Genomic DNA, 24,960 nt, shown 5'->3' with positions numbered 1-24,960 from the left:
ACGTCGGATGACATGCAGGCTCATAAACCGCTTTTACCGGCGTTCCAGAGCATTTTCAGGACGTGAGGCGTTCCTTTAACTTCGGCTGCCGTCGTTTGCACGGCTGTTTTTTTAGTAAGAAAGTCTTCCTGCAGTTCTTTCTGCTTTTGTGATAACAAACGGGTTTCTGTTTTGATTTCTTCAACGGACGTCTGCATAGACGCTGTCGCGGCGTTAATCTTCTTTATATCAGGCGCTGTGTTTCTTTTAAAATGCACGGCGGATACGGCTGCATAAATTAACGCGGCAGCCGCAACGGCAGCACTGATATACAAAATGATGATCATCTGCTTTTCACTCCTTTTTTTCAGTTGATACCCTTTACGGATCGTGTTGAATCATTTTATTTGCTAATTGTTTTTTTTCTGCTTATAATGTGAAATCGTACATAAGGACATTCAGAAAGGGTGAAAGACATGGAAAGCTTACAAAACAAAACGGCTCTAATCACGGGTGCGGGCAGAGGAATCGGCCGCGCCGCCGCTATCGCTTTAGCCAAAGAAGGAGTCAATATCGGTTTAATCGGCCGTACAGAAGCAAATGTCGAAAAGGTTGCGGAAGAAGTGAAAGCCCTTGGTGTAAAGGCATCATTCGCTGCTGCCGATGTAAAAAACCAAAAAGAGGTTGAACAAGCCGTCTCCTCTATTAAAGAAGAACTCGGTGAGGTTGACATCCTGATTAACAATGCCGGAATCAGCAAATTCGGCGGATTTTTGGATCTTACGCCTGAAGAGTGGGAAGACATCATTCAAGTTAATGTAATGGGTGTATACCACGTGACACGCGCCGTTCTTCCTGAAATGATTGAGAGAAAATCAGGAGATATCATTAATATTTCTTCTACGGCGGGCCAAAGAGGCGCCGCGGCGACAAGTGCGTACAGCGCTTCTAAATTTGCCGTTCTCGGTCTGACCGAATCTCTCATGCAGGAAGTCAGAAAACACAATATCCGTGTCAGCGCAATGACTCCGAGTACGGTTGCAAGCGACATGTCTATTGAATTAAATCTGACAGACGGCAATCCGGAAAAAGTCATGCAGCCTGAGGATCTTGCAGAATATATGGTTGCTCAATTGAAATTACATCCGCGCATTTTCATCAAAACGGCCGGTTTGTGGTCAACTAATCCTTAAACAAAAGGGGACCTGTCTTTGTGACGGGTCTTTTCTTTTTTTGATTTCGCAACCCGATTAAATAGGCATAAAGATCCGTTTTTGCAGAAAAAAGAGTGAAAAAGAAACCGATATCAGCTATAATTAAACTAAATAAACTATGTACCAAATGTTCACTAAGATTATTTTTCCCGCCTCCAAAAAACAAATCAATACAAACCAAACTGTCCGAACAATAAAAGGGAAAACGGGATATAAAGAGAATATTTAGTACATGGAATAATTTGTTAGAAGGAAGGGTGTGCACATATTGAAAGAAGAAAAAAGAAGTTCAACCGGTTTTTTAGTGAAACAAAGAGCCTTTTTAAAGCTTTACATGATTACAATGACAGAGCAGGAACGGCTTTACGGGCTGAAGCTTCTCGAGGTGCTGCGTTCGGAATTTAAACCCATCGGTTTTAAGCCGAATCATACCGAGGTGTACCGTTCACTTCACGAACTTTTGGATGACGGGATTTTAAAGCAAGTAAAAGTGAAAAAGGAGGGAGCCAAACTCCAGGAAGTCGTTCTCTATCAATTTAAAGACTATGAAGCAGCGAAGCTTTACAAAAAACAGCTGAAGACAGAGCTTGACCGCTGCAAAAAGCTGATAGAAAAAGCCATTTCAGATAATTTTTAAATCCGGCCGGAACGCATCCGGCCTCCCGGGCTCTAAAGGTTTGTTCTGTGATTCATTATACATAATAACAGGCTCGGAACAATACATATCAATAAAACCTTCAAACTTGACATCGACTCCTGAAGTGGTAACATAAAAAACGTGTGAAAAATACGAACAAAATACGAACAAGGGAGATGTTACCGATCTTAGATCAAAAGAAAGTTGCTTTTATCGGAGCAGGATCAATGGCTGAAGGAATGATATCAGGCATGGTCCGCGCAAAAAAAATTCCCAACCAAAACATCTGCGTGACAAACCGCCGCAATACAGAGCGACTCGCTGAATTGGAACATCAATACGGAATTCAAGGCATTGCTTTTGACAGCATGAAAACCGAAGACATTGATGTCTTTATTTTAGCCATGAAACCGAAGGATGCTGAAATCGCTCTTGCTACGCTGAAACGGCGTATCCAACCTCATCAAATCATCCTGTCTGTTCTGGCAGGCATAACAACCTCATTTATACAACAATCATTACATGACCGTCAGCCAGTTGTAAGAGTGATGCCGAACACATCCAGCATGATCGGCGAATCGGCAACAGCTGCGGCTTTCGGAGACCATGTCTCTTACGGCTCAGCAAAAACCGCGGTATCCCTTTTGGAATGCCTCGGGGAAGTGTACGTGATCAAGGAAGATCAGATGGACATTTTCACCGGCATCGCAGGCAGCGGACCGGCGTACTTCTATTATTTAATGGAGTTTATTGAAAAAGCAGGTGAAGAAGCCGGCTTAGACAAACGGCTGTCCCGCAAAATCGGCGCGCAAACGTTATTGGGCGCTGCTAAAATGCTGATGGAAACGGGTGAAAAACCGGATGTGCTTCGGGAAAACATCACCTCTCCAAACGGCACGACGGAAGCCGGCCTCGATGCGCTCAGGTCAGAAGGCGGCGGAGAAGCCATTGCCAAAGCCATTAAACATGCGACCGAACGTTCTATTGAGATCAGCAAAACAATTGAAAAAACGGCAGCACTATAATCGTTAAGAAACAGGAGTGATACAGTGACGTCTCGGACGAAGATCAAAAGAGTCGCGGTGAAAATCGGAAGCAGCTCACTGACGAGCCTGCACGGGGAAATCAGCAGAAGAAAGCTGGAAGCATTGGTGGATCAAATCGCACAGCTGAAAGACAGCGGCTATGAAGTGATTTTAATATCTTCCGGCGCAGTGGCGGCAGGTTATCGGAAGCTCGGGTTTATTCAGAAACCGGAAGGCCTCCCTGAAAAACAGGCTTCTGCTTCCATCGGGCAGGGATTATTAATGGAAGCTTATTCAAAGCTGTTTTTAGCGCACGGTTATGTCGCGTCACAAATATTAATTACAAGAAGCGACTTTTCCGATGAATACCGCTACCATAATGTGCGCAATACGATGAACGTCCTTTTGGAACGAGGCATTATTCCGATTATTAATGAAAATGACACGGTCACAGTCAATCGGCTGAAATTCGGAGATAACGATACACTCGCAGCGAAGGTGGCAGGTTTAATTGATGCCGACATGCTTGTGATTTTATCAGACATTGACGGTTTATATGATGATAATCCGCGCAGCAACCCGAAAGCGAAAAGAATCAGACATGTAAGTGACATCACTCCGGAAATAGAAGCAAGCGCGGGAGATGCCGGGAGTGAAATGGGAACCGGCGGAATGCGTTCGAAACTGGATGCTTTTAAAATTGTGATGGCCTCCGGTATTAAAGGCTTTCTCGGGCAGGCTAACATTCCGGACATTCTGCTTCAAGCGGTAGATGAGGCGGCTGAAGGAACTTATTTTGAAGCGGAAGGAACCCTGCCGTTAAACCACAAAGAACAATGGCTTGCATTTAATTCCGGCCCCGAAGGCGAAATTGTGATGGAAAAGAAAAGCAGCCGCGATGTCGCGAACGGAAATATGGAGCTGTCACCGCAGGATATCGAGCAGATTAAAGGCAGATTCAGCAGCGGAGCGGTTGTCAGGCTGCTTGATCAGCAGGGAGAAGAGCTCGGACTCGGCATCGTCAACTATTCCTCAGCCCAGCTGAAGACTTTTAAAGAAACGCCGCATAAACAGACCGATCAATCAGTCATTGATCCGGAAGCGTTTGTCTGCCACGTTGAACTATCCATTCCGATCGGCTGAGAAAGATCTATAAAAATATGAAAAAGCCCGAGGCTTCGTTTTGAAGCTCGGGTTTATTTTTTATTGATATTGTTCAAGTTTGGAGAAAAATTGAATGACAAAATGATAGAAATCATTTGCAGACGGAGCCAGTTCTCTTCCTTTTGGTTTAATAATGCCTACGGTGCGCTTCACTTGAGGAAATTCAATCGGAATTTTGACCGTGAACCGGGGTGTGGTTTCTGCAAAGGTGCTTTCAGGTAATAAAGTAACTCCCATCCCCGCGGAGACTAATCCTTTAATGGCATCTAAATCCTCGCCTTCCGTCGATACAAGCGGCGCAAAGCCGGCCTGTCTGCAAGCGTCAATCGCCATGTTTCGGAGAATAAACCCTTCGGGAAATAAAACGAATTGGTCGCCGCGCAGATCAATTAAATGAATATTTTTCTGTTTGGCAAGCGGATGATGCAGCGGAACAAGCGCGTAAATCTTTTCCGTGAATAAGATATTGCCTGTTATGTCGGGGAATTCCGTGGGAACGGGGCCGAGCAGCGCAGCATCTATATCTCTGTTTCTTACCGCTTCGATTAAAAACTTATAAGAACCCTGGCGGAGCAAAAACTCAACGTTCGGGTATTCCTCTTTAAATGCCGAAATCACAGTCGGCAAAAGCTGGCTTGCAAGGCTCGTCGGAAATCCTATTTTGACGGTTCCGCGATTCGGATCAAGATATTCATCAATTTGTTCCTTCGCATAATCAATTGCTTTCATCGCCGTTTTAACATGTTCTAAAAATTGTTTGCCGATCGGCGTTAATTTAATATTTCTGCCTTCCCGTTCAAATAAAGTGACTTTCAGCTCTTCTTCAAGATTTGCAATCTGCCGGCTGATGGCGGATTGTGCGACATGCAGATGATCAGCCGCTTCTGACACATGTTCCCGTTCTGCTACCTCCATAAAATACCGAAGCTGGCGTAATTCCATTGCGTTCACACCCATCTATCTCATTTTGAGATGTATTTGATCTAAATTATATATTGTTTATATTGTTTTGAAAACTTACAATTAATTTAAAGTTGTCAGATTTTATGACCGATAATTAACGGAAACTGATCGGGGGAGAGGAATTATGACTTACAATCAAATGCCGAAAGCACAAGGTCTCTACCGTCCGGAATTTGAGCACGATGCATGCGGAATCGGCTTGTATGCCCATTTAAAAGGGAAACCTTCACATGACATTGTCAAAAAAGGACTGAAGATGCTTTGCCAGCTGGATCACAGAGGAGGACAGGGCAGTGATCCGAATACGGGTGACGGCGCCGGCCTGATGGTTCAGATCCCTGATGCTTTTTTTAAGAAAGAGTGCGGAGAAATGAAGCTGCCGGAAAAAGGCCGTTACGGGGTAGGAATGGTCTTTTTCTCGCAAAATGAAGAGGAAAGAAAAAAGATCGAAAAACAGGTGAATGCATTCATTGAGCAGGAAGGACAGATTGTTCTCGGCTGGAGAACCGTCCCTGTAAATGTCGGAAAAATCGGAACAGTGGCACAAAGCACTTGCCCGTATGTGCGTCAAGTATTTATCGGAGCCGCAAACGATTTGAAAGACAGCCTTGCTTTTGAACGCAAACTGTATGTCATCCGGAAGCAGGCGGAAAATTGGGGCGTTCAAGAACAGCTTGATTTTTACTTCGCAAGCTTGTCAAGCCAGACTATTGTTTATAAAGGGTTGTTAACGCCTGAGCAGGTTGACGCTTTTTATTTGGATTTGCAGGATGAAACCTTCGTATCTGCATTTTCACTCGTGCATTCAAGATTCAGCACAAATACCTTTCCTACTTGGGAACGTGCCCATCCGAACCGCTATCTGATTCATAACGGAGAAATCAATACGCTTCGGGGCAACATCAATTGGATGAGAGCGAGGGAGCAGCAGTTCGTTTCAGAAAGCTTCGGAGACGATCTTCACAAAGTGCTGCCGATTTTAAATGCTGAGGGCAGTGACTCATCCATTCTTGATAATGCGTTTGAATTTTTCGTGATGGCGGGGCGGAAACCGGCACATACGGCAATGATGCTGATTCCGGAACCATGGACGGAAAACACTCACATGTCTAAAGCGAAACGGGCTTTTTATGAATATCACAGCTCTTTAATGGAGCCGTGGGACGGGCCGACCGCCATTTCGTTTACGGACGGAAAACAGATCGGCGCCATCCTTGACCGTAACGGCCTGCGTCCGGCACGTTACTATGTGACAAAAGATGACCATATTATTTTCTCATCTGAGGTCGGCGTTATTGAAGTGGAGCAGGAGAACATTCTTCATAAAAAACGTCTGGAGCCCGGAAAAATGCTGCTCATTGACTTAGAGGAAGGCCGGATTATTTCAGATGAAGAAGTAAAAACAGAAATCGCCAATGAATTCCCGTATCAAAAATGGCTTGAAGAAGAATTGGTTCAAGTGAATCCTGACCCGGAAATCCGGGAAGAGGAACAATTCGATGATCTTCTCGTCCGTCAAAAAGCGTTCGGATATACGTATGAAGATATTCAGAAGTATTTAATTCCTGTTATTAAAGAAGGCAAGGACCCGCTCGGCTCTATGGGAAATGATTCGCCGCTCGCCGTTTTATCCGATCGCGCCCAATCACTGTTTCATTACTTTAAACAGCTGTTTGCGCAAGTCACAAACCCGCCGATTGACGCGATCCGCGAGCAGCTTGTGACCTCTACGGTGACATGGCTTGGAGCTGAAGGCGATCTGCTGCATCCGAGTGAAAGAAATGCACGCCGCATAAAATTGTATACTCCTGTATTATCAAACGAACAGTTTTATGCGCTGAAAACACTTGTGCACCCTGACATTAAGAGCCAGAACATCCGCACGCTGTTTTCCGATGACCTGGAAAAAGGCCTGAAGGATTTGTTTCAGCAAGCGGAAAAAGCGATCAAGGAAGGCGTATCTCTGTTAATTTTATCTGACAGGGCAATGAGTAGGGAATTGACGCCGATTCCGCCGCTTTTGGCCGTCAGTGCGCTGCATCAGCATTTGATCCGTCAAGGCCTGCGAACAAAAGCAAGCATTATCGTTGAATCCGGGGAAGCGCGTGAAGTTCATCACTTTGCGGCTCTCATCGGGTATGGTGCCGATGCTGTCAATCCGTATTTGACTTATGCTACGTATAAGCAGGAAATCGATGAAGGCCGGCTTGATATTCCGTATGAAGAAGCTGTCAGCAAATACGGAAAGAGCGTAACAGAAGGCGTCGTGAAAGTGATGTCAAAAATGGGGATTTCAACTGTGCAAAGTTACAGGGGCGCCCAAATTTTTGAAGCGGTCGGCATCGGTGAAGACGTTATCGCCAAATACTTTACCGGTACTGCATCTCAGCTTGGCGGAATCGATATTGAGACGATTGCGCAAGAAGCGAAACAGCGCCACCAAGCGGCGTACAAGGATGATTACAGCCAAACTCTTGATCCGGGAAGTGAATTCCAATGGCGGAACGGGGGAGAGCACCACGCTTTCAACCCGAAAACCATCCATACGCTGCAATGGGCCTGCCGAAAAAATGATTACAGCCTGTTTAAGCAGTATTCTCAAGCAGCGGATGAAGAACGAATCGGATTTTTACGCAATCTGTTCGCCTTCAAAGAAGACCGCAAGCCTTTAAAATTAGAGGAAGTTGAATCAGCTGCGTCCATCGTGAAACGTTTTAAAACAGGAGCGATGTCGTTCGGTTCATTAAGCAAGGAAGCCCATGAGGCTTTAGCGATAGCGATGAACAGGCTTGGCGGAAAAAGCAACAGCGGAGAAGGCGGCGAGGATCCGAAACGTTTCGTTCCGGATGAAAATGGCGACGACAGAAGAAGTGCGATTAAACAGATCGCTTCCGGCCGTTTCGGCGTAAAGAGCCATTATCTCGTCAATGCGGATGAATTGCAGATCAAAATGGCGCAAGGGGCGAAGCCGGGAGAAGGCGGTCAGCTTCCGGGGAACAAAGTATATCCTTGGGTCGCGGATGTCCGCGGTTCTACACCAGGTGTAGGGCTGATCTCACCGCCTCCTCACCATGATATTTATTCAATTGAAGATTTGGCGCAGCTGATCCATGATTTAAAAAATGCAAATCGAAGCGCGCGAATCAGCGTCAAGCTCGTGTCAAAAGCCGGTGTCGGCACGATTGCGGCCGGTGTGGCAAAAGGCACTGCGGATGTCATCGTCATCAGCGGCTACGATGGCGGAACGGGCGCATCGCCGAAAACGAGTATTAAACATACGGGTCTTCCGTGGGAGCTTGGTCTTGCAGAAGCTCACCAAACGCTGATGCTGAACGGCTTACGGGATCGCGTAGTATTGGAAACGGACGGTAAGCTGATGACAGGCCGAGATGTCGTGATGGCCGCCTTGCTCGGTGCGGAGGAATTCGGCTTTGCTACAGCGCCGCTTGTCGTTCTCGGCTGCGTCATGATGCGCGCCTGCCATTTAGATACATGTCCTGTAGGTGTCGCGACGCAAAATCCGGAGCTCCGCAAAAAATTCATGGGCGATCCTGACCATATCGTAAATTACATGCTGTTTGTCGCAGAAGAAGTGCGTGAATATATGGCGCAGTTAGGCTTTAAGACGCTTGATGAAATGATCGGACGGACAGACGTTCTTCATGTCAGTGAACGTGCGAAAGCGCATTGGAAAGCGGGACAGCTTGATTTATCCACACTGCTGTACCAGCCTGAAGGCATACGCACTTTCCGTACGGCGCAAAACCATAAAATCGACGAGTCGCTTGATATGACGGTTATTCTTCCGGCGGTGCAGGCTGCAATTGAAGCCGGTCAGGAAGCGGAAGCTGAAATCAAGATCAATAATACAAATCGCGTAGCCGGAACCGTGACGGGAAGTGAAATTTCTAAACGCTACGGAGCGGAAGGCCTGCCGGATGATACGATCAGACTTCATTTTACCGGATCAGCCGGACAGAGTTTCGGAGCATTTGTCCCTAAAGGGATGACGCTTCATTTGAACGGGGATTCAAATGACTACGTAGGCAAAGGGCTTTCAGGCGGAAAAATCATCGTGAAAGCGCCTGATGCCTTCAATTGTGAAACACACGATAACGTTATTATCGGGAACGTCGCATTTTACGGAGCAACAAGCGGGGAAGCGTACATTAACGGGCGCGCCGGTGAACGTTTTGCAGTCCGTAACAGCGGAGTCAATGTCGTTGTAGAAGGTATCGGAGACCACGGCTGTGAATACATGACAGGCGGCCGGGTTGTCGTCCTCGGCGAAGTCGGCAAAAACTTCGGGGCGGGAATGTCAGGCGGTATCGCATACGTCCTGAGTGAAGATGCCAAAGCATTTAAACGCAAATGCAACATGGAAATGATTTCATTTGAAAAGCTGACGGATGAGGCGGAGATCAAAGAAGTGCAAGAAATGGTCAAACGGCATGCGGCGCTGACAAACAGCAAAAAAGCCGCAGATCTCCTGGACAATTGGGAAAAAGCCGCAGAAACCTTTATCAAAATCATTCCGAAAAACTATAAACAAATGCTCCTCAGCATCGAAGAACAAAAAGCGGCGGGTTTATCAGAAGAAGACGCAATTATGTATGCTTTTGAAGCCAATACAAAGGTCCTCCAAACGCCTGCTAAAGATCAAAAACAAGCGGTAGTACAGTAAGAAAGGGGAGAGGAACATGGGGAAACCAACTGGATTCATGGAAGAAAAACGAGAAAAACCGGCTGAGCGGGACCCTCTCACTCGCTTAAAGGATTGGAAAGAGTATTCGGCTCCATTTTCAGATGAAGCGTCAAAGCGGCAGGGGGCGCGGTGTATGGATTGCAGCACACCGTTTTGCCAAATCGGCGCTGATATCAACGGTTTTACCTCCGGCTGCCCGATTTATAATCTGATACCGGAGTGGAATGACCTCGTCTATCGGGGGCGCTGGAAAGAAGCCTTGGAGCGCCTTCTGAAAACGAATAACTTTCCTGAATTCACAGGGCGGGTCTGTCCCGCTCCTTGTGAAGGATCTTGTACGCTGGCCATTTCAGATCCGGCTGTTTCAATTAAAAACATCGAGCGGACGATCATTGACAAAGGTTTTGAAAATGGATGGATTCAGCCGAGAATTCCAGCGAAACGAACAGGTAAAAAAGTCGCTGTCGTCGGTTCAGGCCCGGCAGGTCTGGCAAGCGCTGATCAGCTGAATCAAGCCGGTCATTCCGTAACGGTCTATGAGCGTGCCGACAGAGCCGGCGGCCTGCTGATGTACGGCATTCCGAGCATGAAGCTTGAGAAAAATGTCGTCGAACGCCGTATTAAGCTTTTGACGCAGGAAGGTATAGATTTTGTGACAAATACCGAAATCGGCGTCGACATAACGGCAGATGAGCTGAAAGAACAATTTGATGCCGTCATTTTGTGCACAGGCGCCCAAAAGCAGCGCAATCTGCTGATTGAAGGCCGGGAAGCAAAAGGCGTCCATTATGCGATGGACTATTTAACACTGGCGACGAAAAGCTATTTAGATTCCAACTTCAAAGACAAACAATTTATAGACGCTAAAGGGAAAGATGTCATCGTGATCGGCGGAGGAGACACAGGAGCTGACTGCGTGGCAACCGCGCTGCGTCAAAAAGCGCGCAGCGTGCACCAGTTCGGGAAACATCCTAAACTTCCTCAGACGCGCACGAACGACAATATGTGGCCTGAACAGCCGCACGTCTTTACCCTTGAATACGCCTATGAAGAAGCGCAGGCAAAGTTCGGCAAAGACCCGAGAGAATATTCAATTCAGACGACAAAAATGGTGGCCGATAAGCAGGGCCGCTTACAAGAGATCCACACCATCCAAATGGAAAAAGTCAGAAACGAATTCGGAAAGTATGAATTTCATGAACTGCCCGGTACAGAAAAAGTCTGGCCTGCTCAGCTGGTGTTCATCGCCATCGGTTTTGAAGGAACAGAACAGCCATTATTGAAACAGTTCGGTGTCGATTCGGCAAATCATAAAATTCAGGCGGCATATGGGGATTATAAAACGAATGTTGACGGTGTTTTCGCCGCAGGGGATGCGAGAAGGGGCCAAAGCCTGATTGTATGGGCGATTAATGAAGGCCGGGAAGCAGCGCGCGAAGTCGACAGTTATTTAATGGGGAGCACTGTTTTACCGTAAATAAAGGGGTTTATTTATAAAACCGGCTGGGATCAGCCGGTTTTTCGTATTGAAATGAAACCTCCTTCTTCTGTATTGGTCATATAAGAATAATGTGGAAATAGAAGATAAATATGGAATTTTGTTTATCAGAGTGGAGAGGTTGTTTTCTTCCGGAGACTGAGACGATTTGCAAGCCTTGAGCTGTCGATCACGGTGCTGCTGACGGCGGAAGTCATCGCCGCCGTTTATTATGACGCCTTAAAAAACGTGACGGGCTCTGTGTGTCTGCAGTCGATTTGCGGGCAGATTTTAATCGATGAAGAACAACATTTTGAATTTCAAGCGGAAACGCTAATAAACAAATAAGGAAACGGACGGGTCCGCTCCTTTTTTTAGACATCTACACGAAAGCCGATATTGCCGAACTGCCGTCCTTCCCGCATCCTGTTAAAAGCGGCAGCTGCTTCACCGAGAGGGTACATGCGGTCGATAATGGGACGGATGCCGCAGCGGTTTATCAATTCCAGCATATCCGCGAATTCCTCATTGCTTCCCATTGATGTACCGAGAATATGAATCTGCGGAAAAAACAGCGAGCGAATGGGAAATCCGAGCTGATCGCCTGAACTGGCGCCGAATGTTACGATCCGGCCATTCGGTTTAATAATGTCAAGATAGTGTTGAAATAAGGCGGGGCCTACACCGTCAAGTATGATATCTGCTTTTTCACCATTCAGCGCCTCATTCCAGTCACCGTAGCTGTCAATCGCCCGGTCTGCACCGTATGACAGTGCGGTTTGTTTTTTGTTTTCACTGCGGGAGGTGACGCTGACTGTCGCTCCGATAGCTTTTGCCATTAATAAGGCGTATGTTGCCACGCCGCTTCCGATGCCCGGAAGGATAAGGTGTTCGCCTTTTTTTAATTGTCCTTTTGTAAATAAGGCGCGATAAGCGGTTAATGCTGATAACGGCAGGACGCCCGCTTCCTCCCAAGTCAGGTGTTCGGGTTTTAAAACGGCATTTTCCGCAGGAACGAGGACATAAGGTGAAAATGTTCCGTCGCTCGGACCGCCTAAAATATCAGGGACGGCTGGTACGTCCTCAACAGTCTTCCAATTCAGCACCGGGTTGATGATGACTTCTGCATTCAGTAAATGAGACCGGACGCCGTGTCCTATTTCGGTTACGATTCCCGCGCCGTCTGAACCGAGAATAAATTCATGGTTTCCGGTTTCGTGTTTTTTTATTAAAAACAAATCACGATGGTTTAATCCGGCTGTTTTCAGCTTTATTTTTACTTCGCCGTTCCCCGGCCTTTTGTCAGGTGCCTGCCTGAAATCAAAGCCATTTTCGTGTATGATAAGGGCATTCATCATTCTTCTCTCCTTTATGATTGATGAGAAAAATTTTACAGGCTGTATCAGCTGCAGTAAATAAATGAAAATTGATAGCCGGCTATCAATAAAAATCATAGCAAGAAGGTGCCCTTACATGGAAAGCGGAGACTTAAAGATTTTTCAGGCTGTCGCCCGCAAAGGAAGTATTTCAAAGGCGGCAGAAAGCCTGCATTATGTTCAATCAAATGTGACAAACCGGATTCAGCAGCTGGAACGGCAATTGCAAACACAGCTTTTTTACCGCACAAATCGGGGAATGACGCTGACGCCAGCAGGTGAAAACTTATTAAAAGACGCAGACAGAATCCTTCAATTGCTGCATGAGGCGCAAAAAACGGCGCAAGAGGCAGGCGATCCGAACGGCCCGCTTCGAATCGGTTCTCTTGAAACGGCGGCAGCCGTCCATCTCCCTCAATTTTTCACGGAGTATTGCAGCCGCTACCCGAAAGTACAGCTGTCGCTGTCAACCGGTGATACACATACCTTAGTGCAGCGCGTTCTACACTATGAGCTGGACGGCGCTTTTGTTTACGGACCGGTCGAATATGAAGATCTTGAGCAAGTCGCTGTATTTCAAGAAGAATTGGTCTTGGTTTCAAATAAGCGGGAAGGCAGTTTGCAAGACTTGCTGCGAGAGCCGATTCTGTATTTTGCCGCGGGCTGTTCGCACCGCCGCAAAATAAAAAACATACTGAAAGAAGAGGCAGTGCCCGCACATAAAATCATTGAATTCGGTACGTTGGAAGCCATTATTGGGGCGGTGCAGGCGGGGATGGGGGTCTCCTTTCTGCCTGCATCAGCCGTCCGTTATTTTCAAAACAGGAAAAATCTTTTTCTTCATGAGCTTCCTGAACATTTTCGGAATATGAATATATCATTCATCTACCGGAGTGATTTATTTATGACATCGGCGTTTGGAGAACTGCTGAATAGATTAAAAACATTATCGAACGGAAAATGAGAAAACAGGACAGCTGTGTACGCCAATTTTTTTTTTCGTTCCGGTTTTTCTTAAAAAACTTTCTTTTTCGGGAAATTTATGTATAATAAAAGAAAGTTTTTCGTATAAAGGAATCTGCAATGATAAGGACATGAGACATTTTAACCGGCCATACAGAGAGGGGGGGCGCGGCTGAGACCTTCCCGGCACGAAGAATGAGCTTACCGCCTTTTGAGCTGTATCGGTGAACGAGAGCAAGCCGATACCGTATAGCCGCGTTACGGCAAAAATGAGCCGTCACTTAAAGTGACGGGAATTTGGGTGGAACTGCGGGTCTGACACACACTCGTCCCTTGCTTTGGGATGAGTGTGTTTTTTATTTTATTAAAAATAAAGGAGAGATTAGACCGTGAAGAAGCCACACATTGTGATTACTTTTCCTGACGGGGAACAAAAAAAATACCGGAAAGGCGTTACGTTAGAAGAGATCGCCCAATCAATCAGTCCGAGTCTGAAAAAGGCGTCTGCCGCCGGAAAGATAAACGGATCGTTATATGACCTTAGAAGAAGCATTCATAAGGATGCGGCGATTGAACTGTGCAGTTTTCAGTCTGAAGCGGGACTGGAAGTGATGAGACACACAGCAGCACACGTATTGGCGCAAGCGGTAAAACGTCTGTATCCGAAGGTTTGTTTAGGGATCGGACCCGTTATTGACAATGGCTTTTATTATGATTTTGATATGGATGAAACGATTACAGAAAAAGAATTGGCCGTCATTGAAAAAGAGATGAACCGAATCATTTCGGAAAATCCGGAAATTATCAGAGAAGAAATCTCCAGAGAAGAGGCAGAGCAGCTGTTTGCTCATGAACCGCTGAAGCTTGAGCTCTTAGCAGGTATTCCGCAGACTGATACAATCAGTATATACCGCCAGAGCGAATTCATTGATTTATGCCGCGGTCCGCACTTGGCGTCTGCCGGACAGATAAAAGCTTTTTCGCTCACTCATGTATCGGGGGCTTATTGGCGCGGCGACAGCAATCAAAAAATGCTCCAGCGCATCTATGGGAAAGCATTTTCCTCAGAAAAGGAGCTGAACAGACATTTTCAGCTGTTGAAAGAGGCGGAGATGAGAAATCATCGGAAATTGGGAGCGGAATTACAACTTTTTATGTTTTCGGAAGAGGCGCCGGGTATGCCTTTTTATCTGCCGAACGGTCAGTTTATCCGAAACACGCTTGAATCATTTCTGCGTTCAAAGCAGGATGCCTATCAGTATCAGGAAGTGCGCACCCCTATGATGATGAACCAGCGTCTTTGGGAGCAATCCGGCCACTGGGATCATTATAAAGAGAATATGTATTTCTCAGAAGCCGATCATCAGCGCTTCGCGTTAAAGCCGATGAACTGTCCCGGCCACATGCTCATTTTTAAAGAAAAGCTTCGTTCTTATCGTGATCTTCCGATTCGGATGGCTGAGTTCGGTCAGGTGCACCGTCACGAATTCAGCGGGGCGCTTAATGGCCTGCTCCGCGTCAGATCTTTTTGCCAGGATGACGCACACATTTTTGTAACGCAGGATCAAATCGAGAGTGAAATTGCTTCGGCGCTGCAGCTGATTCACGAGGTGTACACCGCATTTGGTTTTTCCTATGATATTGAGCTGTCAACAAGACCTGAAGATTACATGGGAAGCGAAAACTTGTGGGACAGGGCTGAGAGCGCATTAGAAAAAGTATTAAAAGAACAGGGATACCGTTTTCGGTTTAATCGGGGAGATGGCGCATTTTACGGACCGAAAATTGATATTCATATAAAAGATGCGCTGAACCGGAGCCATCAATGCGCCACTGTCCAGCTGGATTTTCAAATGCCGGAGAAATTTGATTTAACATATATCGATGAAAAAAACCAAAAAGTCCGTCCTGTTGTCATTCACCGGGCAGTATTCGGTTCTCTCGACAGATTTCTCGGAATCATTACAGAACATTTCGCAGGAGCGTTCCCTTTATGGCTTGCACCGGTACAGGCGAAAATCATCCCAGTCTCAAACACCGCACACCGGGACTGCGCAGAACAGGTGCACCTGCAAATGAAGAAAGCGGGTATCCGGGCTGAGCTCGATCAGCGTGATGAAAAACTCGGCTATAAAATCAGAGAAGCACAAATGAAAAAAATACCGTATATTGCGGTTGTGGGAGATCAAGAGTGCCGCCATCATTCTGTACATGTAAGGCAATACGGGCGGGAAAACACATTTGAAGAGAATGTGAGTGATTTTATTTCCCGGATCATAAGAGAGACAAAACAAAAAATAGAGTTTCAAGAAAAATAACATTGACATATCGCAAAATCACGATATAATAAAGCGTATGAAACCTATTGATGTTTTTAAAGCGTTGTCTAATGAGTCACGGCTTGAGATTTTACAATGGCTGAAAGAGCCGGACCGTCACTTCGCACCGCATGATGGCATTGATATGAATGAGATCGGAGTATGTGTCAGCCAGATCACCGATAAGCTTCAGATGACACAGTCAACGGCGTCTCAATATCTTTCCATCCTTCAGCGGGCAGGCCTTATCCAAACAAAACGGATTGGCAAATACACCTATTATAAAAGAGATGAAGATGCGATAAAGGCGATGGCCGATTATTTTCAGCGCGAAATGTAGGGCTGAATCCTTTAGAAGAGGGATTCAGTTTCTTTTTCCGACTACACATCGACATATTGCGATTTGTTTCTGTTTGTTCAATTCTTTATATCGATATATCACAATATATCTTTATATAAATCATCAATGAAGGAGTGTGTCAGGTGCAAAATACCTGGAAGATTTACATTTTGGCAATTATCAGCTTTTTAGTGGGGACGTCTGAATATGTGATATCCGGGATGCTTGATAAAATTGCAGGTTCCTTGGGAGTTACTGTGGCAGCAGCAGGGCAGCTGATTACGATTTTTTCACTTGTTTATGCAATCGGAACGCCTGTCATGATGGCCCTTACAGCAAAACTGGACAGAAGGAAGCTCATGATCTATGCTCTTGGATTGTTTGTAATCGGAAATATCATTTCATTTCTTGTACAGGGATACGGCTTATTTGCGGCAGCCCGGGTGATCATGGCGCTTGGAGCAGGAACTGTGGTGGTCACCGCGCTTACGATCGCAGCAAAAATCGCTCCCCCGGGAAAACAGGCAAGTTCTCTCGCAACCGTCATTATGGGGTTTACGGCGGCGCTCATTATCGGTGTTCCGATCGGAAGAACCGTGTCTGAAGCTTTCGGCTGGAAGGTGGTTTTCGCCGGAATTGCGGCAATCGGAATCATTGCTATGCTTATTATACGTTTCGCGTTGCCTGAGATAAAAGGAGATAAACCGGTGCCGCTCATTCAGCAATTTTCTCTTTTGAAGAAACGAAAGGTGGCTGTCGGGCTTGCCATTACGTTTTTTTGGCTCGGAGGCTATTCGGTTGCGTATACGTACCTTTCTCCGTATTTACTGAACGTCACTCATATCGGCAGCGGAATACTGAGTACATTGCTGCTTATTTTCGGTGTTGCAAGTCTTGCCGGTTCTAAAGCAGGCGGTTTCAGCGCAGACAAATGGGGGGCGCGTATGACATTAACCGGCGGAATGGCGCTTCATGCTATCATGCTCATGTTATTGCCGTTTGTCACACATTCTGCTTTCGGAGCGGCGGCAGTGCTTATTTTTTGGTCCTTCGCCGCCTGGTCATCAGGACCTGCTCAGCAGTATCATTTGGCAACGATGGAGCCTGAATCATCGGGTGTATTACTTGGCCTCAACCAGTCCGTGATGCAGCTGGCTATGGCGGCCGGGGCGGGCATCGGGGGCCTTGTTGTCACTCATCTGTCTCTTGCGTCAGTGACATGGATCGGATCAGCGGGTGTTGTCATCGCGATGTGCAGCGTGCTTTCACTTGCCTCGTTAACATCTGAAAAACCCTCATCTGAATACAGTGCAGAATAAACAAAAGCCTCATTTCTCAGCTTGAGAAACGAGGCTTTTTGTCTAGTTATTTTTTATATTGTTTCAAGTTTACGCCGATTGCGGCTCCGTTTCGGCTTGAGTCGGCAACTCCGGTGAAGGTGCCGTTTTCACGGTCGATCAGGATGCTTTGCACATTACCGATATCAACAGGGCTGCTGCCGAATTTATGCCCCATTTCGTTCAGTTTTGTGCGGGCTTCTTCCGGCACTCCTTTTTCATATCGATAGGATGTCATGCTGTTTGTGTAAATTCTCGGCTCTTCGACCGCCGCTTTCAGATCCATGCCGTACTCAACTTTGTTCAGGATCGTTTGCAGGACGGAAGAAATAATCGTTGCTCCGCCGGGAGAGCCGACAGTCAGGACAGGTTCGTTATTTTTGAATAAAATAGTCGGAGTCATGCTGCTGAGCGGACGTTTATTCGGCTGCACTTCATTTGCGCCGCCAGGCACCGCATCGAAGTCTGTTAACTCATTATTCAACACAACGCCGTATCCGGGAACCATAATGCCGGAACCGAACAGCTGTTCAATCGTTGTCGTATAAGATACGACATTGCCGAAGCGGTCGGTTACCGTGAAGTGAGTCGTTTGGCCTTCTTGTTTGTCAGTCGGCTGCTTCACTTGTTTATAGTTTGCAGAACCTTCCTGATAGGCCCAAGGGTCGCCGGCTTTCGGTTTTTTATTGACTTTATCAATATCTATCAGCTGTCTGCGGGCATTGATATAATCTGGATTCAAGAGGCCTTTGAGAGGGACGTTGACGAATTCTGGATCCCCGGCAAATGCGGCGCGGTCAGCATAAGCCAAATGCATCGTTTCTGCGAGAAGCTGATATTTTTGCCAAGAACGGATATCATATTGAGAAAGCTTAAAATCATCCAGGAGGTTCAGCATTTGCAACAGGAAAACACCGCCCGAGCTTGGAGGAGGAGCAGTTGCGATATGATAGCCCTGGTAATCTCCCCAGATCGGTTCGTCAATCGTCACATTGAAGTTTTTAATATCTTTTTCTGTCATTGAGCCGCCGAATTCCTGCACTGTTTCCGCAAGCTTTTTGGAGAATGCACCGTCATAGAATGCTTTTGTGCCTTTGTACTTAATAGCTGTAAATGTTTTGGCTAAGTCTTTTTGGATGAGTGTGTCTCCTTCTTTCAGAGGTTCTCCGTCCGGAAGAAACACGTCTTTTGCAGCGGTGTGTGATAATTTGTCTTTATAATCTGAGATGGCATCAGCTAAAACCGAATCGATCGGAAAGCCTTTTGAGGCAAGTTTAATGGAAGGGGTGATGAGTTGTTTCATGGAGCGTGTGCCCCATTTGTCGAGCGCTTTTTCAAGTCCTTTTAATGTTCCCGGAACACCGACTGCAGTCCCTTTAGTAACGCGTTCGGAGAAAGGGATGGCTTTGCCGTTCTCGTCAAGGAACATATCCGGTGTTGCGCCTGCCGGTGCGCGTTCCCGGCTGTCGATAATGGTGGTGTCTTTCGTCTTCGCATCATAAACCATCATAAATCCGCCGCCGCCGATTCCCGACATCATAGGTTCAGTTACGTTTAATGCGAATTGAATGGCGACCGCGGCGTCAACTGCATTGCCGCCTTTTTTCAGCACGTCGGCACCGATTTGTGAAGCGAGAGGATGGGCGGTGGCAACCATGCCGTCTTTGCCGACATCTACCTGTTTGTAGTCGTCATAGGAAAACGGGTGTTTCTTAGCCTGAGCGTGATAAGGGATGCTTCCGGCCGCGAGCAAAGTACTGAGCAGAACGATAAAACAGAGATTCATAAACTTTTTCTTTTTCATAGTCTGCCTCCTTTGTTTTCCGCTTACAATTATAGAGTAAGTAAAATGTGCTGTTTTCACAAGTGACAAACGGAATAGTCCGGTGTGCAAAAAGTTGGGGTTTCTGTGTGAATGTAATCAGTCTCAAATAGGCTAAATGGGAAACCGGACTGAAAAAGCTGTAAAACAAGCATAAAGACAAAAAATAAGCTACAATAAACAAAACAGAATTCACTCACATGACATATGAAAGGAACGTGAGCCATGTATTTAACGATCAAAGAGACAGCTGAGTTTACCAGTCTTCCTGAAGAATATGTGCACAATCTTGTTTTGACGAATAAAATAAGGGCCGTACATGACGGACAGCAATATTTAATCAACAAGGAACAATTTCAAACCCATCTCGAACAGCTGGAAAAATATAAGGAAATGATTCAAGAGTTTTTAAATGAGCCGCTTCCTGAAGACATTGATGTAAAAGATGAAGACTAGGACACAATTTCATATTGTGTCTTTTTTTTCATTTTTTTTCGGTTGCTCACAAAAAAACGAATGCTCAGATTTTGTTTTAAGGGCATTGTTTTTCTTTTTTAATACCGTGAGTCTCTATTGATTTAAAAGCCCGCCACCGGGTCGAAAATGATGTTTTTGAAGACTTCGATGAAACTGCAGCCTTATTCCCCTTATGTAACACTATGTATATTATGTTACATAAGCCCCTTTATCCTTTATCATTCAACAGGTTTCGGCTATAATAGTAACATAATGCTCAATATGTTACTTTACCAATTATAAGGGGTTTTTTGATGCATATCGTACAGCCGATCCGAAGTTTGGAGAAGATCCAGGAAGTCAAACAGTATTTAATGAAGAAAAGTGATCGTGATTATTTTTTATTTATTTTCGGCATGAACAGCGCACTGCGGATTTCTGATGTTCTGCCGCTTCGCGTGAGGGATGTAAGGAACAAAGACCATGTGTGGGCAACCGAAAGCAAAACGAGAAAGAAAAGAAAAATTCTGATACTGGAGTCTTTAAAGGCCGACATATACGCTTATACAAAAGACATGAAAGAGGATGACTATTTGTTTAAATCGAAACGGACGAATAAGCCTATTTCCCGGATTCAGGCATACAGAATATTAAAGGAAGCGGCAGCCGCTTGCGGATTGGAGGAAATCGGGACGCATACGCTTAGAAAGACGTTCGGGTATCATTTTTATCAGAGGACAAAAGACATTGCTGAACTGCAGAGGATTTTGAATCATTCTTCTCCGTCTATTACAATGCGTTATATCGGAATAGATGAAGATACGACGAGAGCCGCCTATAAAGTTTTCGGAGGGCTGTAGGCTTGAAAAAAACGGCCGCCAGCGTTACTATAATAGAAGCAGGCTCTAGTAGCACAGCGGATAGTGCAGCAGTTTCCTAAACTGCAGGTCGGGAGTTCGAATCTCTCCTAGAGCGTTTTCGGCATAAGATAGAGGCAGATTAATAATGTCGGTAGAACAGAAAAACCCTTGTGCAACAAGGGTTTTTGTCGTTTTTGTAAGCTTTTTATTTTTGTGAGAACCCGCTGAAAAACGATGCGATTTTATTTTTATTTGCACATTTTTTGCACATTTCTATACGGGTGTTTTCACGTCAGGCATTTTTTCAAATAAATCAAGGGTGTTTTGGGTATCTTCTTCACGTAGTTCTTTAATTACATGTGAATAATAATTATGCGTGGTATCTATCTTGGCATGTCCTAAACGCTCTGAGACATAATAAATTGAAATCCTCTTATAGAGTAACACGCTGGCATGTGTATGTCTTAACCCGTGTATCGAAATTGGTTCTATTTCCAAGTCCGTCAATGTCTTTTTCAATATTTTGTTGACAAATTCGTTAGTAATAACTTTTCTAGAACTGCGAGGACTATAAAAGACAAGATTATGTATGTTTTCAGGCATTTCGGATAACAACTTTTTGAATAAATCCATTGTATTAGAATCCATTTTAATGGTCCTATTTGAAGACGCATTTTTTGTCGTAGCAAAACCCGTTCCTTTTTTATAATCCCAGGTTTTGTTGATTGTAATCTCATTTAATTCAAAGTTGAAATCCTCGAGTGTTAATCCCAACATTTCAGAAAATCGCATTCCTGAAGTGAGGGCCAGTATTAATAAATAATATCCGATAGACTGATCCTTGCGCACATATAATTCATTTAAAAGCTTTTGACTTTCAACATAATTCAAGTGTTTGTCTTCCGGACGTTTTGATTCCACGCTTCCAATCAATTTTGCTTTCCTGGTAAAATCAAACTGAATAATCCCTTCTTCAATTGCCTCTTGCACACAAGCTCTAATGTGCGTATTTATTTTTCTAACAGTTTCTTTTGCGTGTTCAGATCCAAACTTATTTAAAAACTCTTGATATTCTCGTTTAGTGATGTCATTGATATATCTTCCTGCAAAATTCTCTGAAATTTCTCTAAGTGTAATATAGTAACCTTCACGAGTGATGGCACCAATATCAGCTCTATAAACATTTACCCAACTTTTAAAGTATTCATCAAAGAGGACTTTTTTTGTGCCCGGCGTTTTATATTTCCTCAATTTATCTTCAACCTCTGCGGCTGCCACTTGAGCTTCCTTCTTAGTTTTAAATCCGCCTTTCCTGATGGGCTTGGGTTTAGCGCTAACGCAATACTGCCACGTTTTACCGCGTTTTAGGAAACTAGCCATTTCATTCACTCCTATAGGGGGAACTTTAATTCTCCAATAATAGGATAGCACTATCTTAATTTATTTAAAAGATTGTTTCAAATAAGGCTTTTCGCTTAGTTAACAATTGTAAAATAAGGTATAATAAGTATTGAGAGGAATAAATTATAACGTAAAAAATCAAAAAATTCTAAATCTTGTCGCCATCGTTCGACAAAATTTTCTTTGTGATTATGTTAAATTTGAGGTGAAAAGGTGATCATATGGAATCAGTAGCAACTAGAGATATAAGGATTCATATAAAAGAATTGATAAAGTCATCCAATGAAAAGCAGAATATGATTGCTGCAAAAATTGGGATAAGTGAAGGTTATTTAAGTAAGTTTCTCAGTGGGAAAGAGATAAACTTTTGGATGGTTCGAGAGATCATAAGGTATCTTGACCCGGATAATGAAACTGAATTGATAAAGCAATATTGTTTAAACGGAGTTAAGAAGAAGAATTATCCTGCAGCATTAGAATATTGCTACACTAAGCAATTATATTCTGTTATAGAGACATTGATAAGCGCCCAGATTGAAAGGGATGGCAAATACGATCTATGGTCCAATATTTATAGATTTATTCTTAATTCAAGATTCTCTTTTGGGAATATTGAGTATACCGAAGGATTAAAGAAGTTTAGTCCTTCTTGTAACGAAATGAGAACGTTGTTGAGCATACTAGAAATGTATGGGTACTTTTATAATGGCAGGTATGAGATAACTCTATACCACATTCGATCCATTCGAAGTCTTATTGAAAATCTATCAGATCCGTTTTTGAAAATCGCATTTACTGCTCGCATAGAAGAAGTCTTAGTCAATATATATTTAAAACAAAACAATGACGTTAATAAGGCGAGAGAGGCGGCTTTCTCTCTCCTCGAAAAAGATCTCAGTATTAATCTGAACATGACAGCTTTATACATATTGGCATTGTCCTATATGAATGAGTCATACTGCCATTCTTATAGATACTATTTGAAGTGTTTGAACCTACTTGCAAATTTCCCTGACCGAATTGAGGAAATGGTTCAAAATAAAGAAGAGATAGCCATATTGCAATATTATTGGAACAAAGAAATTTCAAAGGAGTTCCAAGTGACTGAATTCGCAAAGGCACTAGGAAGGTCTGAACCATTAACCTCTTTTTATTCTGATCCTTTTTATAAAAAATACGCTCTCCTTTTTGACGGAAAAAGAGAAGAAAATGCTGAAAAATTATTACTCTCTCTTTATTATTTTTCGCAACAACAAGATCAGTTTAGAGCAACCATTCCCAAAATTAACTTGATAAAATTAGGATTTAATTTTAATATTTAGTAATGGGGGGTGTTGCAGATGAGAAAAATGTCATTGACTTTAGTTTTAGCGTTCGGTATATTGACTACTGCTTTTGTTGGTGTTTCATTAAACCATTCAGTAGCAGGTGGAAGCTTCCAAACGACTGAGATAAGAGTAGGCATGTAGTATATCTGACTCCCGAAAAGTATATAAAACAACAAAAAGACGCTGCCGTGACTGGCAACGTCTTTCGTACTTTTCGGGGATATTTCCTGTTTTCCGGAAAAACGAAAATAGGAAATTCCTGAAAAAGTATTTATTTTAAAATTGTTATTAAATATAATAGGAACAAACGTTCTATTTTGAGAGGGGAAACACATCATGCATATTACATTCGAGAACATCATCGGGAATCTAAAAAAGGAAATTGAAAAGGAGAAAAATGTGGACACAAAAAAACTTAAAGTTGGTTAATTTAAATCTTTCAAATGTCGTTCTTTTAATTCCCTTAATTCCTTTAAATAATTTATAACCATTTGCAATTCTTCTTCTGTTATCTTACTTCCGTTATCGTGGACAATGTTTAGCTTCTTGAGATCATCTATTGTTATACTCTTCTGTGAAAGAAGCTGCTTCTCTGGTTCTGAATACTTTTCTAGGCTCTCTTCATCAAAAAACAAGTATGATTTGTGAACGCCTAAATAGTCAGCGATTTTTTCTATTACTTGTATTGATGGCTGTTGTAAGTTTCTTTCTATTCTTGAAAGGTAGCTGTGTGTAATTCCCACAGCTTCGGCAACTTCATCTAATGTTTTTTTCTTTTCCTTACGAATACGCCGAATCGCTTCTCCCATTTTCATATTTCCCATAATAACACCTGCTCTTTTGAAAAATTAACCTTATTCCTCATAGGTAATTATATCATATCGTGTACCTCACGAGAAAATTCTTTTAAAAAGCACTTGTGTAAAAAAATTCGCTATGTTAAGATCGAATTGTTCCTTTCAGGTACAAAAAAGGATGTGTTAAACCAAATGTTCGATATGAAAGAGTTTGGACGTCTGCTCCAAAAAATCCGAAAAAAGCGGAAAATGTCTCAAATCGAATTCGCTCAATTCTTAGGGTACACAGCTTCATACATCTCAAGAGTTGAGAGAGGGAAAGCGAATCTTTCTATGCAGGCGATTGAAAAGGTCACGAAGAAACTTAATATTAAGGTCCGATTTTTTTTTGAGTAATAATGGTACTGACAGGAACAAAATGAAAGTGAGTAAAATTTTAAAAAGACATGAGAGGAGAAACTTATGGAACAACTTCTTGATGTTAGCCTGTCAATTCCGATCCCTGCTGACAAAATTCTGATCAGCAAGGTGGAACTCCAGGAACTAAGAGAACAATCGTTATCCGGGGTCTATTGGAACATGAAAGACCTTGAGAAAAAGACAGCACGTAAAAGCGAGTGGATCAAAGAAAACATTTTATACCCAAGTCGGTTCCGCAAATTTTTAGATTCGGCAAACGGGGGTTTTGTATTTTACCCGCAAGCTAAAGGGCAAAACTGGAGCTTTCAAGCTTCTAAAATGGCTGCCTTTTTAGATAAGCACTTTGCTGAGATTTTCAACAAATAACCGAAAGGAGAA

At 44.0% G+C, this 24,960-nt stretch carries 22 protein-coding genes and 1 tRNA gene; 17 read left to right on the top strand and 6 right to left on the bottom strand.

Annotated elements, in window-relative coordinates; genetic code table 11:
* Window positions 1-20: 20 nt before the first annotated feature.
* Complete coding sequence (locus VP472_RS09590) at window positions 21-326, bottom strand: DUF948 domain-containing protein (RefSeq protein WP_003153826.1); 306 nt, start codon at window positions 324-326, stop codon at window positions 21-23.
* Window positions 327-455: 129 nt separating this feature from the next.
* On the opposite strand from VP472_RS09590, the gene VP472_RS09585 reads away from it, so the two are divergent.
* The 4 genes from VP472_RS09585 to proB all read left to right on the top strand — a co-directional run bounded on the left by VP472_RS09585 (window position 456) and on the right by proB (window position 3,998).
* On the top strand, window positions 456-1,172 hold the full coding sequence (locus VP472_RS09585; protein WP_015417604.1) for a 3-ketoacyl-ACP reductase: 717 nt from the start codon (window positions 456-458) through the stop codon (window positions 1,170-1,172).
* A 289-nt stretch (window positions 1,173-1,461) separates the two neighbouring features.
* On the top strand, window positions 1,462-1,830 hold the full coding sequence (gene rtp / locus VP472_RS09580) for a replication termination protein (protein ID WP_003153833.1): 369 nt from the start codon (window positions 1,462-1,464) through the stop codon (window positions 1,828-1,830).
* A gap of 176 nt (window positions 1,831-2,006) precedes the next feature.
* The gene (gene proC, locus VP472_RS09575) at window positions 2,007-2,855 is read left to right on the top strand and encodes a pyrroline-5-carboxylate reductase (protein WP_014418088.1); all 849 of its coding nucleotides are present in this window, start codon (window positions 2,007-2,009) and stop codon (window positions 2,853-2,855) included.
* Window positions 2,856-2,879: 24 nt separating this feature from the next.
* The gene (proB, locus tag VP472_RS09570; RefSeq protein ID WP_146276976.1) at window positions 2,880-3,998 is read left to right on the top strand and encodes a glutamate 5-kinase; all 1,119 of its coding nucleotides are present in this window, start codon (window positions 2,880-2,882) and stop codon (window positions 3,996-3,998) included.
* Between the two features lie 60 nt (window positions 3,999-4,058).
* Here the strand turns inward: proB and VP472_RS09565 are convergent, their stop codons facing one another.
* On the bottom strand, window positions 4,059-4,961 hold the full coding sequence (locus tag VP472_RS09565; RefSeq protein ID WP_003153836.1) for a glutamate biosynthesis transcriptional regulator GltC: 903 nt from the start codon (window positions 4,959-4,961) through the stop codon (window positions 4,059-4,061).
* A gap of 145 nt (window positions 4,962-5,106) precedes the next feature.
* On the opposite strand from VP472_RS09565, the gene gltB reads away from it, so the two are divergent.
* From gltB to VP472_RS09550, 3 genes are all read left to right on the top strand, one after another.
* On the top strand, window positions 5,107-9,666 hold the full coding sequence (gene gltB / locus VP472_RS09560) for a glutamate synthase large subunit (protein WP_146276974.1): 4,560 nt from the start codon (window positions 5,107-5,109) through the stop codon (window positions 9,664-9,666).
* Window positions 9,667-9,682: 16 nt separating this feature from the next.
* Complete coding sequence (gltD, locus tag VP472_RS09555; protein ID WP_146276972.1) at window positions 9,683-11,164, top strand: glutamate synthase small subunit; 1,482 nt, start codon at window positions 9,683-9,685, stop codon at window positions 11,162-11,164.
* A gap of 195 nt (window positions 11,165-11,359) precedes the next feature.
* Window positions 11,360-11,512, top strand: coding sequence for a hypothetical protein (locus VP472_RS09550; protein ID WP_153986667.1), 153 nt, complete (start codon window positions 11,360-11,362; stop codon window positions 11,510-11,512).
* A 26-nt stretch (window positions 11,513-11,538) separates the two neighbouring features.
* Here VP472_RS09550 and VP472_RS09545 read toward each other — a convergent pair whose 3' ends face one another.
* Window positions 11,539-12,519, bottom strand: a complete 981-nt coding sequence (locus tag VP472_RS09545) for a zinc-binding dehydrogenase (RefSeq protein WP_146277474.1) — start codon at window positions 12,517-12,519, stop codon at window positions 11,539-11,541.
* A 118-nt stretch (window positions 12,520-12,637) separates the two neighbouring features.
* Here VP472_RS09545 and VP472_RS09540 point away from each other — a divergent pair, with 118 nt between their 5' ends.
* The 4 genes from VP472_RS09540 (at window position 12,638) to VP472_RS09525 (ending at window position 17,480) form a co-directional block, all read left to right on the top strand.
* Complete coding sequence (locus VP472_RS09540; RefSeq protein WP_146276970.1) at window positions 12,638-13,504, top strand: LysR family transcriptional regulator; 867 nt, start codon at window positions 12,638-12,640, stop codon at window positions 13,502-13,504.
* A 388-nt stretch (window positions 13,505-13,892) separates the two neighbouring features.
* Window positions 13,893-15,821, top strand: coding sequence for a threonine--tRNA ligase (gene thrS, locus VP472_RS09535; protein WP_146276968.1), 1,929 nt, complete (start codon window positions 13,893-13,895; stop codon window positions 15,819-15,821).
* 37 nt (window positions 15,822-15,858) lie between these two features.
* Window positions 15,859-16,161, top strand: a complete 303-nt coding sequence (locus VP472_RS09530) for an ArsR/SmtB family transcription factor (RefSeq protein WP_003153841.1) — start codon at window positions 15,859-15,861, stop codon at window positions 16,159-16,161.
* A 143-nt stretch (window positions 16,162-16,304) separates the two neighbouring features.
* Window positions 16,305-17,480: an MFS transporter gene (locus VP472_RS09525; protein ID WP_058906088.1), complete on the top strand. Its 1,176-nt coding sequence runs from the start codon at window positions 16,305-16,307 to the stop codon at window positions 17,478-17,480.
* A gap of 46 nt (window positions 17,481-17,526) precedes the next feature.
* On the opposite strand, the gene ggt is transcribed toward VP472_RS09525, so the two are convergent.
* Window positions 17,527-19,302 (bottom strand): gamma-glutamyltransferase, encoded by a 1,776-nt coding sequence (ggt, locus tag VP472_RS09520; protein ID WP_077722426.1) that lies wholly within the window; start codon window positions 19,300-19,302, stop codon window positions 17,527-17,529.
* Between the two features lie 243 nt (window positions 19,303-19,545).
* Between ggt and VP472_RS09515 the strand changes: the two genes are divergently transcribed.
* The 3 genes from VP472_RS09515 (at window position 19,546) to VP472_RS09505 (ending at window position 20,751) form a co-directional block, all read left to right on the top strand.
* On the top strand, window positions 19,546-19,776 hold the full coding sequence (locus VP472_RS09515; protein ID WP_003153848.1) for an excisionase family DNA-binding protein: 231 nt from the start codon (window positions 19,546-19,548) through the stop codon (window positions 19,774-19,776).
* Between the two features lie 314 nt (window positions 19,777-20,090).
* Window positions 20,091-20,636, top strand: coding sequence for a site-specific integrase (locus VP472_RS09510; protein ID WP_003153850.1), 546 nt, complete (start codon window positions 20,091-20,093; stop codon window positions 20,634-20,636).
* A 42-nt stretch (window positions 20,637-20,678) separates the two neighbouring features.
* Window positions 20,679-20,751: transfer RNA gene (locus tag VP472_RS09505), tRNA-Arg, on the top strand.
* Between the two features lie 158 nt (window positions 20,752-20,909).
* On the opposite strand, the gene VP472_RS09500 is transcribed toward VP472_RS09505, so the two are convergent.
* Entirely contained in the window at window positions 20,910-22,016 is a 1,107-nt protein-coding gene (locus tag VP472_RS09500; protein ID WP_146276965.1) for a tyrosine-type recombinase/integrase, read from the bottom strand.
* A gap of 242 nt (window positions 22,017-22,258) precedes the next feature.
* Between VP472_RS09500 and VP472_RS09495 the strand changes: the two genes are divergently transcribed.
* A complete protein-coding gene (locus VP472_RS09495; protein WP_146276963.1) occupies window positions 22,259-23,359 on the top strand; it encodes an AimR family lysis-lysogeny pheromone receptor in 1,101 nt (366 codons plus the stop codon).
* 431 nt (window positions 23,360-23,790) lie between these two features.
* Here the strand turns inward: VP472_RS09495 and VP472_RS09490 are convergent, their stop codons facing one another.
* Complete coding sequence (locus tag VP472_RS09490) at window positions 23,791-24,189, bottom strand: helix-turn-helix domain-containing protein (protein WP_014305167.1); 399 nt, start codon at window positions 24,187-24,189, stop codon at window positions 23,791-23,793.
* 165 nt (window positions 24,190-24,354) lie between these two features.
* Here VP472_RS09490 and VP472_RS09485 point away from each other — a divergent pair, with 165 nt between their 5' ends.
* Window positions 24,355-24,558, top strand: coding sequence for a helix-turn-helix domain-containing protein (locus VP472_RS09485; RefSeq protein ID WP_041482367.1), 204 nt, complete (start codon window positions 24,355-24,357; stop codon window positions 24,556-24,558).
* Window positions 24,559-24,624: 66 nt separating this feature from the next.
* A complete protein-coding gene (locus VP472_RS09480) occupies window positions 24,625-24,948 on the top strand; it encodes a DUF771 domain-containing protein (protein ID WP_014305165.1) in 324 nt (107 codons plus the stop codon).
* Window positions 24,949-24,960 lie beyond the last annotated feature (12 nt).

Origin of the sequence: Bacillus sp. MT(2024), assembly GCF_036362845.1 — a bacterium.
GTDB lineage: Bacteria > Bacillota > Bacilli > Bacillales > Bacillaceae > Bacillus > Bacillus velezensis.
The sequence above is the reverse complement of the archived record's forward strand: the minus strand, read 5'-3'. Positions and strand labels throughout refer to the sequence as shown.

Excerpts from the sequence above, each read along its gene's own strand:
- VP472_RS09590 (WP_003153826.1), bottom strand. The coding sequence starts at position 326 with ATGATCATCATTTTGTATATCAGTGCTGCCGTTGCGGCTGCCGCGTTA.
- VP472_RS09585 (WP_015417604.1), top strand. The coding sequence starts at position 456 with ATGGAAAGCTTACAAAACAAAACGGCTCTAATCACGGGTGCGGGCAGA.
- proC (WP_014418088.1), top strand. The coding sequence starts at position 2,007 with ATGTTACCGATCTTAGATCAAAAGAAAGTTGCTTTTATCGGAGCAGGA.
- VP472_RS09565 (WP_003153836.1), bottom strand. The coding sequence starts at position 4,961 with ATGGAATTACGCCAGCTTCGGTATTTTATGGAGGTAGCAGAACGGGAA.
- gltB (WP_146276974.1), top strand. The coding sequence starts at position 5,107 with ATGACTTACAATCAAATGCCGAAAGCACAAGGTCTCTACCGTCCGGAA.
- gltD (WP_146276972.1), top strand. The coding sequence starts at position 9,683 with ATGGGGAAACCAACTGGATTCATGGAAGAAAAACGAGAAAAACCGGCT.
- VP472_RS09545 (WP_146277474.1), bottom strand. The coding sequence starts at position 12,519 with ATGAATGCCCTTATCATACACGAAAATGGCTTTGATTTCAGGCAGGCA.
- VP472_RS09540 (WP_146276970.1), top strand. The coding sequence starts at position 12,638 with ATGGAAAGCGGAGACTTAAAGATTTTTCAGGCTGTCGCCCGCAAAGGA.
- VP472_RS09530 (WP_003153841.1), top strand. The coding sequence starts at position 15,859 with ATGAAACCTATTGATGTTTTTAAAGCGTTGTCTAATGAGTCACGGCTT.
- ggt (WP_077722426.1), bottom strand. The coding sequence starts at position 19,302 with ATGAAAAAGAAAAAGTTTATGAATCTCTGTTTTATCGTTCTGCTCAGT.
- VP472_RS09515 (WP_003153848.1), top strand. The coding sequence starts at position 19,546 with ATGTATTTAACGATCAAAGAGACAGCTGAGTTTACCAGTCTTCCTGAA.
- VP472_RS09510 (WP_003153850.1), top strand. The coding sequence starts at position 20,091 with ATGCATATCGTACAGCCGATCCGAAGTTTGGAGAAGATCCAGGAAGTC.
- VP472_RS09500 (WP_146276965.1), bottom strand. The coding sequence starts at position 22,016 with ATGGCTAGTTTCCTAAAACGCGGTAAAACGTGGCAGTATTGCGTTAGC.
- VP472_RS09495 (WP_146276963.1), top strand. The coding sequence starts at position 22,259 with ATGGAATCAGTAGCAACTAGAGATATAAGGATTCATATAAAAGAATTG.
- VP472_RS09490 (WP_014305167.1), bottom strand. The coding sequence starts at position 24,189 with ATGGGAAATATGAAAATGGGAGAAGCGATTCGGCGTATTCGTAAGGAA.
- VP472_RS09485 (WP_041482367.1), top strand. The coding sequence starts at position 24,355 with ATGTTCGATATGAAAGAGTTTGGACGTCTGCTCCAAAAAATCCGAAAA.
- VP472_RS09480 (WP_014305165.1), top strand. The coding sequence starts at position 24,625 with ATGGAACAACTTCTTGATGTTAGCCTGTCAATTCCGATCCCTGCTGAC.